The sequence below is a fragment of the Paenibacillus sp. FSL R5-0887 genome (assembly GCF_038002305.1).
Lineage (GTDB): Bacteria > Bacillota > Bacilli > Paenibacillales > Paenibacillaceae > Paenibacillus_AQ > Paenibacillus_AQ odorifer.
On record NZ_JBBOCE010000002.1, the window covers coordinates 1,028,969 to 1,041,298 of the forward strand.

General features: G+C 46.3%; 11 protein-coding genes. All 11 read right to left on the minus strand.

All coding sequences use genetic code 11. The annotated features are described in order from the left end of the window. Positions 1-7: 7 nt before the first annotated feature. Complete coding sequence (locus tag MKY14_RS22600) at positions 8-1,348, minus strand: UDP-glucose dehydrogenase family protein (protein WP_076129263.1); 1,341 nt, start codon at positions 1,346-1,348, stop codon at positions 8-10. A gap of 4 nt (positions 1,349-1,352) precedes the next feature. Next, positions 1,353-2,453, minus strand: coding sequence for a glycosyltransferase (locus tag MKY14_RS22605; protein ID WP_036676592.1), 1,101 nt, complete (start codon positions 2,451-2,453; stop codon positions 1,353-1,355). Positions 2,454-2,517: 64 nt separating this feature from the next. Next, entirely contained in the window at positions 2,518-3,657 is a 1,140-nt protein-coding gene (locus tag MKY14_RS22610; protein WP_036676593.1) for a glycosyltransferase family 4 protein, read from the minus strand. Continuing rightward, positions 3,657-4,844 (minus strand): glycosyltransferase family 4 protein, encoded by a 1,188-nt coding sequence (locus MKY14_RS22615; RefSeq protein ID WP_036676596.1) that lies wholly within the window; start codon positions 4,842-4,844, stop codon positions 3,657-3,659. The genes MKY14_RS22610 and MKY14_RS22615 overlap by 1 nt, the downstream gene beginning before the upstream one ends. Beyond that, entirely contained in the window at positions 4,831-5,688 is an 858-nt protein-coding gene (locus tag MKY14_RS22620; protein ID WP_038568901.1) for a glycosyltransferase family 2 protein, read from the minus strand. The genes MKY14_RS22615 and MKY14_RS22620 overlap by 14 nt, the downstream gene beginning before the upstream one ends. A gap of 26 nt (positions 5,689-5,714) precedes the next feature. Then, positions 5,715-7,100, minus strand: a complete 1,386-nt coding sequence (locus MKY14_RS22625) for an oligosaccharide flippase family protein (RefSeq protein ID WP_076129264.1) — start codon at positions 7,098-7,100, stop codon at positions 5,715-5,717. Beyond that, the gene (locus tag MKY14_RS22630; protein WP_076129265.1) at positions 7,066-8,544 is read right to left on the minus strand and encodes an O-antigen ligase family protein; all 1,479 of its coding nucleotides are present in this window, start codon (positions 8,542-8,544) and stop codon (positions 7,066-7,068) included. Before MKY14_RS22630 ends, MKY14_RS22625 begins: the two co-directional genes overlap by 35 nt. Further along, complete coding sequence (locus MKY14_RS22635) at positions 8,541-9,314, minus strand: WecB/TagA/CpsF family glycosyltransferase (protein WP_036676606.1); 774 nt, start codon at positions 9,312-9,314, stop codon at positions 8,541-8,543. The genes MKY14_RS22630 and MKY14_RS22635 overlap by 4 nt, the downstream gene beginning before the upstream one ends. After that, positions 9,311-10,657 (minus strand): O-antigen ligase family protein, encoded by a 1,347-nt coding sequence (locus MKY14_RS22640; protein ID WP_340977371.1) that lies wholly within the window; start codon positions 10,655-10,657, stop codon positions 9,311-9,313. Before MKY14_RS22640 ends, MKY14_RS22635 begins: the two co-directional genes overlap by 4 nt. 9 nt (positions 10,658-10,666) lie before the next feature. Then, positions 10,667-11,602: a glycosyltransferase gene (locus MKY14_RS22645; protein WP_036676610.1), complete on the minus strand. Its 936-nt coding sequence runs from the start codon at positions 11,600-11,602 to the stop codon at positions 10,667-10,669. Between the two features lie 25 nt (positions 11,603-11,627). Next, the gene (locus MKY14_RS22650) at positions 11,628-12,320 is read right to left on the minus strand and encodes a sugar transferase (protein WP_076129267.1); all 693 of its coding nucleotides are present in this window, start codon (positions 12,318-12,320) and stop codon (positions 11,628-11,630) included. Between the last annotated feature and the right edge of the window lie 10 nt (positions 12,321-12,330).

The following is a 12,330-nucleotide window of genomic DNA, read 5'->3' on the forward strand; positions in this document are numbered from 1 at the left end:
CAAATCATTAAACCGCTCCAGCCACACTAGCAGAATAACCGCTCAATCCACCCATCTGCGGGCGGCCGACAGAATGATAAACGAGTCCGGTACCCTCAATTTGCTCCTTGGAATACACATTGCGTCCATCGATCAGCACCCCATTGCGCATGCTTTTCGCCAGCTGATGCAGATCAATATCCTTGAGTAGGCTCCAATCGGTCAAGAGGCATACGGCATCGCTGCCCTCAGCCGCTTCCTCAGGCAGATTGCACCAGCGAAGCTGCGGATGATCATATTGCTGCCTGAAATTTGTAGCTGCGATTGGATCATATAGTTTGACTGTTGCCCCTTCAGCCACCAGTGCCTCAACAATCTCTCTGGCGGGAGCTTCGCGGACATCATCAGTATTAGGCTTAAAGGCAAGCCCCCATATCCCAATCGTCGAACCGCGCAGGCTGCCAAGTGATTCATGCAGCTTGGAGATGATCATAAACCGTTGTCCCTTGTTCACTTCGACTACAGATTTCAATAATTTGAATTCGTAATCGACGTTGCCCGCAATTTGAATGAGCGCATTAGTGTCTTTCGGGAAACAGGAGCCTCCATAACCGATACCAGCCTGCAGGAAGGATGACCCGATTCTTTGGTCCATACCCATTCCTTGTGCTACCTCGGTTACATCAGCTCCCACTTTTTCACAAATATTGGCGATCTCATTAATAAAGGAAATCTTCGTGGCCAAAAATGCATTCGAAGCATATTTGATCATTTCAGCACTGCGTATATCTGTTACAAATACATTTTCTGTGAAACCCTTATGAAGCTCGCGCATTGTTGGTTCCAGCTCTGGATTATCAAGGCCAATGATAATTCTATCAGGATGGAGGGTATCGCGAATCGCTGACCCTTCACGTAAAAACTCAGGTGCAGACACGATATCAAAAGAATGTTGGGTATACTTAGAGATCATTTGAGAGATTTTTTCATTTGTTCCTACTGGAACTGTAGATTTAGTCATTATAATTTTGTGCCCTTCCATCGCTTTGGCGATTTCAGCGGCTGCACCCTCAATGTAGGTTAAGTCTGCTTCACCGTTAGGCAATGATGGCGTACCTACAGCAAGAATGATAATATCTGAACGGCGCACCGACGCTTGAAGATCTGCAGAAAAAGATAACCGTTCCTCACGAAGATTCAGTTCAATCAGTTCCTCGATTCCCGGCTCATAGATGGGCGATTCCATCTGTTTCAGCTTTTTAATCTTTTCCTCGTCCTTATCCACACAGATGACATGATGTCCGCCCAGTGCAAAGCACACGCCAGATACAAGACCCACATACCCAGTACCGATTACTGTCAGCTTCATATAATCATCCTCCTTTTAGAAAATTGACGTACGCCTGCTCAACATACTGCTTGAACTTAACCATAAACGCCTGCTCATCGAATTTACGTGCATGTTCCATAATTTGATCGATATCCCAAGCGTAGGACTCTACCTCATAAATAGCCTTAAGTAGATCCTCCACTTCTTGATGCTGAAAGAACACACCATTTACATAAGGAATAATAGTATCTAGTGCCCCACCTGCTTGATAAGCAATTACCGGTCTTCCTGCAGCGTTCGCTTCCAGCGGTGTAATTCCAAAATCCTCTTCTCCTGGAAAAATAAATGCTCTACACTGTGCCATCATTCCAGTTACTTGTTCATCTTCCAGCCGGCCCAAAAACGATACATTATCCTTAGCCATGCCTTCGAGACGCTTGCGATCCGGTCCATCCCCTACGATATAAAGCTTAAGACCGTTACGATTGAAAGCCTCTACTGCCAGATCAATCCGCTTGTAGGAAACAAGCCGGGAGACAATTAAATAGTAGTCACCAATGGTAGAAGAGCTTGTAAACCGGGCTGTATTAATCGGTGGAAATATGACATCTGCATCCCGGTGATAATAATTCTGAATTCTCGTCTTCACTACTGAAGAATTGGCTACGAACTGATTCACATTTTTGGAAGTCCGTTGGTCCCACGTTTTGAGCTGCTGCATGTATACCTTAAGCATTTTTTTGAACAGCCCGGAATTCGACTGACGTTCCATGTAGGTGTCATAATCCCATGCGAAGCGCATAGGCGTATGGCAGTAACAAAGATGAAACGTATGTTTAGGAACTTGAATACTTTTCATAAAAGCACTGCTGGAACTCAGGACGATATCGAAACCGCGAAAGTCCAAATCACGGATGGCCATTGGATAAAGTGGCAGCACCCCTTTAAAATTGGTCTTTACCCCCGGAATCTTTTGCAGCCAGGAGGCACGGATATCCGCATCTTTGAGATTGTCAGTAAGGCGGCTTCCGTTAAAAACCGTTGTGTAGATTGGAGCCTCGGGATACATGTGATGAAAGACTTCCACCACTCTTTCCGCGCCGCCCATTTGGATTAAGTAATCGTGCGCTATCGCAATTTTCATGTGAATCATCCTCAAAGTTTTATGGAGCATCATCTTCAGAATTACCGCGTCATATCATCATCTGTCAGGTGCCCGCCAACAAACCTTTATAGTAGTCAACGATGTCCTTGACCGTATTCTCGATAACAAAATGCTCTTTCACTCGTTTCATCCCATTGTCCGCCATCCGCCGTCTTTCCTCTGGGTGATCCAGCATCCATTTAATGGAGTCTGCCAGTATCGCCGCGTCACCAGGCTCTATCAGTAGCCCTGTCTCACCTTGAACTACAATTTCTACCGGCCCGCCTTCATTGGAGGCGATCACCGGCAATCCCGCTGCCATTCCTTCAACGATAACTTGGCCAAAAGGCTCAGGAGTTACCGAAGTGTGAATCAGTAAATCAGCAGTATTCATAAGGCCTTGAATATCATCCACATGCCCTAGCATGCTTACATTAGTAAGCTCGTCGTTTTTTATCTTTTGCAGCAATTCCTGCTTATAAGCCTCTTCTCCAAACAGAGCGTCTCCGGCCAGCCAGAATTTCACACGAGGTTCGTTCTTAAAGCTTTTTGCGGCTTCCAGCACAATATGCTGACCTTTCCAATGCGCCAATCGACCAACTAGCAGTACGTTAAAATCCTTCTGGTCCCGCATACCGATCCCATTACCAATCGCTTTAGCGAAAGCGGAGTATACGACCAGCGTTTTTTTCGAACGCGGCAGCTCCAAAGCATTCAGCGTAGAATGTGAATTTGCGATGACTCCATTGGGGAGCAGACGCGACAGCAAACGAATTCCTTTGGCAACGATTGGCTTTAAATAAGGAGCTCCAATATGATCCCGGATGTGCCAGATCAATGGAACGCCCGCTATTTTTGCAGCGATGGCTCCGTATAATGCAGATTTCAGGGAATTGGTGTGCACGCAATCTACCTTCTCCGCTTTTAAAAGCGGCGCAAGCTTGCGGCCATAAGCCAACAGCTTGAAGGCTGCAGCAGGTGCTCCCAAGTTGACTGCATTTCTACCACGACTTCTGATGCTCTCATCCAGCGGAATAATACGGACATCCATTCCTTTTTCACGTAGCCGTTCAGCCAGGGCACCATCCTCAGCCAGGATTACCAGGGGATCGATCTGTTCTCCAATATGGGTAAGGATGTTAAACAGGGCAACTTCTCCACCACTCCATTTAGCAGTGTGATCTATATAAGCCACTCTAAGCATTACGTGGTCACCTCCTCTCCTAAAGCTTGTAGGAACACGGATTCTACTTGATCCGTAACATGCTCCCAGGTATATCTCTCCAGTACATGCTCCCTACATTCATCCCGGCTCGGAAGCAGTTTTCGATTGCTAAGCATATGGATCATGCCTTCAGCCATGTGGTCGCTACTTGAACTCTTAAATAGCAACTCCGGCCGGAAGCCTTGCAAAATTTCCTTATTGCCGCCAATCGGTGTAGCCATCACTGGCAATCCTGAAGATAAGGCTTCAACGGTAATCAAACCAAAGCCCTCCAATGCCTGTGAGGGAACCACGAACATGTCCGCTGCCTGATAATAAGAGGCTAGTTCATGATCAGGAATGTAGCCTAGCAGTCTTACCTTGTTGCTTAAGCCATAGTCGGCGATTTTTTCTTCCAGTTCCCCCCGCAACGGCCCTTTACCACCAATCAGCAGAATTGCATTTGGGAATCGCTCCGCAACTTGCTTCCAGGCTTCAAGCAGCTGGAGTAGTCCCATCCGATTGACCAAACGCCGGACAGTCAGCACGGTTGTTGCTCCCTCAGGTAAATTCAAGGTCCGGCGAATCGCCAATCGATTCGTAGCGGGAATAAAACGTTCCACATTAGCTGCGCCTGGAATCACAATAATTTTGTGTAGTGGCACTCCGTGCAGCTTATGGAGAATATCGCGGAACGTCTCACTAAGCACGATGAACTTATCCGCAAGCTTATAGGCTCTATGTTCAATGGATTTGGCGATGGTTGTTTTGACCCGGTGCTTAATGCCTTGGCCTTCGATTTTCATTTCTTCATTCCATGGGCCATGAAAAGTCATCACTACAGGAATCCCACGTTTCTTTGCTTCCAAGGCTGGACCAATACCATAAGGAGCAAAGTGAGTGTATAAAATATCTATACGGCCACTGCCCTCTCCCATCAGATCGGCCGCCTTACGCTGGAAAGCATCCTTACGTTTCCAGATCCCATCTTTTGGATCTCCGGCATTGTGAATAATCAATTCCTCAGGGGTAGCAGGCGTCTCTTGACTGCAAATCAGCGCATGCACCCGATTACGTGAGGAGAGTTGCTCGCAAACGGATTTGAAATACGTGTTAAGCCCACCCGGCTGTAGCGACGGCCAGCTAAGGCCTGTCGTCATAATGTTCAATCCGTCACTGTACGGCATAGCTTCTCTCTCCTTTATTCTCCTTCTCGGTCTGACTCGTCTTCGCATTGTGCTGAGTCAGCTTTCCCGATCTAATTAATTCGTAATGCTTGAAGCCGACCATGAATTCATACATGACCCAGAATACGGATACTCCGAAACCTGACATTCCCTTCTTGAACAACCCGTGTAAGAAATACTTTTGCAGGAAACGGGCTGGTGGTCTTAACAGCAGATGACTGACCCGAAATCGTTTGCCCTTGGCATACGCACTTTCAGCTTCCAAGTCAGTGTACTTATTGAAACGTGCCACATGATCGTTAATACTGCGGTAACCATAATGCCAGAGGGTTCCTGTCAAACGTATGGTTCGCTCTTCAGAGACCTCGGGCATCTCGTGCACCAAGCTATTTCGAATGCCATACGCTTTGCGGTTGTAAAGGCGCACTAGATATTCGCCACGATCCAGCCATCTGCCCATAAAATCGCCAATCCGGTAGATAGAATAGGCAACCGATTGATCCATAAGCCCCGGTTTCAGTTCAAGAATACTCGCGGCCAACTCGTCGCTGACCACTTCGTCAGTATCAATAAGGAAGACCCAATCATGAACCGCGCGTTCTACTCCGAACTCCCTCTGTTTCGCATATCCGGGCCAAGGGTTGACGTATACACGACAATTCAAGCTTTCAGAAAGCTGTACTGTCCCGTCTTTGCTGCCTCCGTCAATCACAACCACCTCGTCGGCGAATAACCTGCAGGATTGTATGGCCTTAGATATTCGAACTTCGTCATCCTGAGCGATGATGACAGCCGATATTGGATAATTGCCTTGGCCGCCTACCACGCTTTTTACTGAATCCATGAAGGTTTCCTCCTTTATCTTTCGCATTATCCATTCATATCCATAGGTTTCTTGCGAATGTAAGAATTCATCGTCGTCTTCATCCACTGAATGTCCTCCCGGGTAATGAGCAACCGCGGAAGTTTAACTTTTAAGGTGTACTTTATATTGAGAACAATGAAGAAAAATCGCAGGATTGCTGATGACAACATCGCTATCCCTGCTCCGAGTAAGCCAAATTTAGGGATGAGCAGGAACAACATTGGGATAACCAAAAGTAAGCCGAAACCTTGAAGCATCGAAACCACTTTTGGCTTGCCTAACGCCATAAATGCCTGCGCCAGAATGATCGTCCCTCCGCTAATGGTCACTTCAAGGAGCAATAAGCGAAACACGGTTAATGCCGCATTGAAGTCTTTGCCGTACATCAACGGAATTACTAAAGGGGCTAAGAGCATCAGGAATACCCCGCCAAGCATGGTGAAGGTCGTACTTATTCGGAAGGCTTTGAATGTTAACTCAACTGCCTGTTCTTTGGACAGCTCAGAAGCCTTAGGAAACAACACGATCGTAATTGAGCTTGAGAAAAAATTAACCATTCGTGATAGACTCACAGCCACTACATACAGCCCCAAATCAGCAGGTCTTAACAAACCGGCAATAACGATCTGATCGATATAGGTAGAGAAATTGCCAAGCAAGTCATTGCCGTAGGAACCAAGTCCGTAAGTAAACAATCTTTTTAAATTCTGATAGGCCCCTCTCATCTTCACCTTATAGGTACGAAGCAAGGAAATCGTCATTCCGATAAACAGCGGCGCTCCCGGAAGAAGATAGGCAACTGCAGTTGTAAATGGATTCATCTGATCCAGCGCGATCAATATCCCGATCATCGTCAGTGTAAGCAACGGCACTAGATAGCGAATCCAATTAAACCTCTTGTATTCACCTCTGAATTGAAAAGCTGCATTGTTAATTTGAGAGATCACTATAATCGGACACAGAATCATAGACCACTGAGCAAAGGTCACGACCTCCGGACTGAAGGATTTCAGCCAATAAGGCAAGACCACGATACCTATAATCATCGCTATGACTCCAAAAATGGTACCGAGCAGCAATGCCATACGATAAAGCACTCCGGCATCCTCCGGATTTTTCTTCGCGTTATAGATGAGAGCTGAAGGAATGCCAAAGCTCATGCTAAACGCCAGAAACTGTGACCAGTTAATCATTGCCGTCTGTTCCCCACGACCTGTCGGTCCAAGATAACGTGCGGTCAGTACACCAGTTAACATGTTAATCAATAGGATCATGACACTGACAAACATAGTTTTTACGGCTGCCGAGCTGTTGTCCTTGCTCTTGGCGAACAATCTAAAAGATGACCAGATCGTTCTAGCGGGGAGAGATTTTGCATTCAACTGCTGCATACGGTGTTCCCTTCCTTCTACTTTGAGTAATCTCCCTTGCGCTGAGGCCAAGACCGATCAGCATCCAGATTAAGTATCCCTTGAGTCCGGGAAACCCATTATCTGAAACTAGACTGACAATCGCACCGGTCCAAGTAGCTAACGCAAGTCGGGCGTAGGGCTGCAATTGGTCCCTGCTGATTACTCTAGCGAATATCTGTTTGACAACTGCGCCTAAAGCTCCGAAGAAGAAAACAGCACCCAGAACACCAAAGGTAAGCAGTAAAGCGATAACTCCGTTATCCATAATTCCGTACTCTCCAAGCTCGCCGTCATTACCAAGCTTAGTCCCTTGGCCTACACTACCAATTCCCTGACCTACTGGATTGGCGGCAACCATCGGCAGCATGTTTTGCCATAAGCTTAGCCGTTCATTATAAGAGTGATCTTCTTGAACAGAAGAAAGTGTCTCTACCCGAGCAACCAGTCCTTCGGCACCAGGCAATTTCGGCACAACCCAGAACAACGCAGCAGCTACAAAAACTAATTGGATCAAGGTTTTCCACTTTCCCTTAGAAGGAGAGGTTCCAATATACATGAGCAGCATCACCAGGAGTATCAGCCATGCCGCACGTACCAAAGTAGTCAGCAGGCAGATTACAACTAGCAGAACGCCGATCCAGCGCAATGTTCCCCGCCATTTTTTCTCCAGTATCATCGGAACTAAAGCAAACGCTAAGAAGGTTGCAGCCGGTCCGGGCGAATTCAGCGTAGAGAATACTCGGATTTCCAATGGATATGGATTTCCGATGGACATCATATCCGCATGTTTCATCCAGAACACATCCCAAGGTGGCACCGTCAAATACTGAACAATCCCGTAAATGGCAACTAGGACTGCAATATTGGCAAAAGCGGTAAGCAGTCGATCGATATCCTTCGGCTTGAACTTCGTGACGGCAAAGTACGGCAATAACAGCAGTGGCACTATATAATTCGCTAAGTCATAAACTGAGCCCATGCCATTCTTAGCCAAACCGATTAAAGCACCATAACCCAGCGCAACTGCGAACATTAACATGATCCGCGTGGAGGCTTTTTGAATATTATGAATCTCCTTCAGCAGCGGAATGATCAAGGTTACACCGGTTAACAAGGGAGCTAAGCTCAGCAAGGATACAGAGTGATACACTCCTTCTGACCAGTCAGCAATGCGGCGCAGCTCTGGAGCTACGGCCCAGATTAGCAAGGTATAAGCAACCAGCATTTTCGGTCTAAGTATGGCTAACAAGAAAGCTGGGAATAGGATGGCTGAGAGAATGGCTCCCTGCAGACTGTTCGATGAACTCAGCATCGCACTGGAGAAGCCGATGATCAGCGGAAGAGAGACACCTACAGCAGCAGTCCCCCCTATTAATCCAACTGTCTTGATGAACCTAAGTGATGGGGGCGTAAATACACTCATTCCAAGCCTCCTTCCTTCACCTTATCCCGCTTACGCAGTTCCTTAAGTAATAAAAGTAGAAATTGTGCATCGTCCACAAGATATCTTTTCCAGAGCCGGCCCGGCTCCTGGCTAAGCCGCCAGAACCATTCGAACCCTGTTTTTTGCATGAAGCTAGGCGCTCGTTTCACTGAGCCTGACAGAAAATCAAAGGTCGCTCCCACTCCGATCGATATCGGAGCTTGATAAGAGGTATAGTGGCGGTAAATCCACTTTTCCTGCTTAGGTGCTCCTACACCAACAAACACGATATCTGGCTGGCACTCTGTCAGCATTTCTATAATGCGTTCATTCTCCTCCTCATTGTGCTCGAATCCATAGGATGGAGAATAACAGCCAACCACATTTATTCCGGGATGTGCTGTTTTCAAATTCATCGCTGCCCGTTCCGCCACACCTTCAGCTGAGCCTAAGAAGAACAGCCGGTACTTCCTTTGCTCAAAGGCGTTGCCCAATCGATTAAATAGATCCGCGCCGGATACCTTCTGCTTAAGCGGCTTGCCTAGCATTTTGGATGCCCAGATCAGTGGCATTCCGTCAGCAACAACTGCGCCTGCCTTCGAATATACCGTTTGAAATTCTTTATCCTTACGAAGCTTGATCACATGATCTACATTGCAAGTGAGGATATAAGACTGATTCCTCTCCTGAATGGTTTTATCAATGTAATCAAGCAAATCCATGAAATCATAGTTATCAAAATTGACATCGAACATATTCACTTGACTCATCGTATCACTTCTTTTTGTGGGGAATCGGTTGGCTGTGAAGATCGATACAGGCAGTTCAGGTACCAACAGAACGGAATAATAAATTGGACCGTCGACAGCGTGTTATCGGAGAATGAGTAGATTAAAAACGCTACAATAAATAACAGATAATAAGGTTTGATCGGCGGAGCCAATGCTCTGTACACCAGAATAAATACAGCCAATAAAGAGAACATCAACAGAATAGCGCCAATATATCCCCCATCGAAGTAAAAGCGGATATACTCGTTGTGCGGAACTACAAAACCCTTATACAATGTTCCATCATTTGCTACCGTCACTGCTCCAAGCCCTCTACCAGACCAAGGAGAGTCCGCAGCCTTGTTTAAGAAATACTCCCATGCCTCTGACCTTCCTGATAAATCAACAGCCGTATCTGTCTGTCTCTCAAAGGAACGTTTCTCAAAATTATCGAGCTGCCAGAAAACGGCGACCATAATCAGGAAAAATGCACCCATCAACGGAATTAGCAGATAGGTTCTGCCCTTCAAATATTGGCGGAGAATATCATAGAAGTAATAGAGAACGGTAAGTCCAAGTGCCAATATAGGCCCTCTTGTTCCTGTTCCAATCAAGATAAAGAAATTTAGAACTAACATGATATAGAAAAAGCGTGCTTGCTGCGGATTCCGCTTCACCTCTATAAATGGAATCGCTACTCCCATAAAGGCCAGCATCGCTAGATGCGCAGGAATATTAGCCCCCTGAATCCGTACAGCGCCTGTATACTCGATGTTGAGAAAATTATGAACATGCGCAAGCTGCAGCAACAAACCAACCACTACACTAACAAGGGGAAGCATACAGATAATTTTGATTTGCAGCTCGGCTACATTCTTTTTCCAGTTGATTAATAAAAATACGAATGGAATGGATAGACCGATAAAAGCTTTAACTGCAATGGATGAGGTCATTTCCGGCAGCCAGATCGAAGACCCAAAGGTAATCACCAGCAGCGCTACCATTGCCCACAAGGGGTGACTCAGACGAAACCGCAAGCCATTGACCAGAATACAAGGAACAAGCAGCATCACGATAACCAATTTATAAAGGGACAGTATCTCCATTCCGAACATGCTGCCATCATATAAAAAGTTAATCGATATTGCAGTCGTGATTAGAACGAAATAACTGATCAGTTCAGGCCGTGAAATCGAGATTCCCAGCAAAATTATCAGAAGCACGGCAGCTATCGCAATCATCGGCTGGTAGATGACCGCCGTTCCAAAGAACAGGGCCGACATGAGATAGAGCATCCCGTATGGCAAAACATTTAATTTGGAGCCCCACTCAAAATTTGTCATGTTAATCCCTCACCCCGCTGCGGAATGCCTCTCCCGATTGAGAATCATATGAAGCGTTCCACGAATACTCTCCAGCCTGCATTTGTTCAAAAGCCTTCTTCCTTTACTTCTTGAGAGGATAGAATCAGCCAGGATATACACGAGCTTAGCGGCTGTCTTTCCCACTAGAAGCAGCTTGCCTTTTAGTCCTTCGCTTTTCATAGCGTTAGAGATACCTTGGCTATAATAGCGCCTCATAATCCAGTCTTCCGTCAAACGGGCCGCCGGAACGAAATGGTCAACCGCCATTTCCGGATGGTAGAGGATGGAATGCCCTTCTTTTTGAATCTGTCCGAATAACCAGGTCTCTTCACCAGAGAGCAGAGAATCACCCTTTCTTCCGAGATCTAGGGGAAAAAGACTGATGTCGAATACGAGCTTCCGCATCGCCATATTGGCCCCACAAGGATGAAGTTGCTTGGGATATTCCTTAATCCGGCTACCTAAATCAACAATCGTGTACGGAAGCTCAAAGGGTTTAATCAACCAGTCCGGACGTTTACTTTCAAATATCGGAGCGATTTTGCCTCCCATAGCCATGACCTCCGGTTTACTCTCGAAAGTACTGACAATCGTTGTTATCCAACGCTGGCAAGGTATGGCATCATCATCGAGAAAGGCAATCAGCGGCGATTTGGAAGCCAGAATTCCTGTATTTCTAGCCGCTGAAAGCCCCTGCATCGGCTCCATCATGTAGCGGATATCCACATCAGCTCCATGCTTTCCTATAAACTTTTTGACGCAAGCTTCAGTATCATCCTTGGAACAATTATCCACAACAATGATCTCCGCCTGCTCTAAGTGATCCAGCTTTAAAAGTGACTGAAGCGTCTTGATCAATAAAGGTGCTCTGTTGTAGGTACAGATGATAATGGAAAGCTTAGGAACGTCTCCGTATTCACGCATCGGCATTCACCTAATTTCCACATTATTAATAAGCATCTTTTGAACCGAGTAACATCAGTCCGGTTTTAGCAATGATTTTTAGATCCAGCATGGTGCTCCGAATATGGATGTAGGTTAAGTCCAGCTGTACCATTTCGTCGAAGCCGACACTGTTTCGGGCATTTACTTGCCAATATCCGGTACAACCTGGAGTAACCGTCAAACGCTGTTTGTCATAATCCGTATACTGAGCCACCTCTTCTGGCAGCGGAGGACGAGGACCGACCAGACTCATTTGACCTATCAGCACATTCCACAGCTGAGGTAGCTCATCGATGCTCGTCTTGCGCAGGAATCTCCCTATTTGTGTGATCCGCGGATCGTTCTTAATCTTGAACATGGCACCGCTCACTTCGTTATAGGCCATCAGGTTTTCTTTTAACTCCTCAGCGTTACTGACCATGGATCTGAACTTATACATCGGGAATTGCTTTTCATTCTTCCCAACCCGGTTTTGCCGAAAGAACACCTTTCCTTTCGGATCCTCCAGCTTGATCAGAATCGCCACGACAACAAATAATGGCATTAACACGAGAAGACCAAGAGCGGAAAAAAAGATATCGATCATCCGTTTCATTATCAAATAGGACTCTGCTTCTTTCCTTCTCTCATCGGTATGCAGCATGTAAAGTTTCGGCAGGACCGCCTCGTAGTCTTCCGGCAGTTTTTGCATGCTCATCCTCCTCATC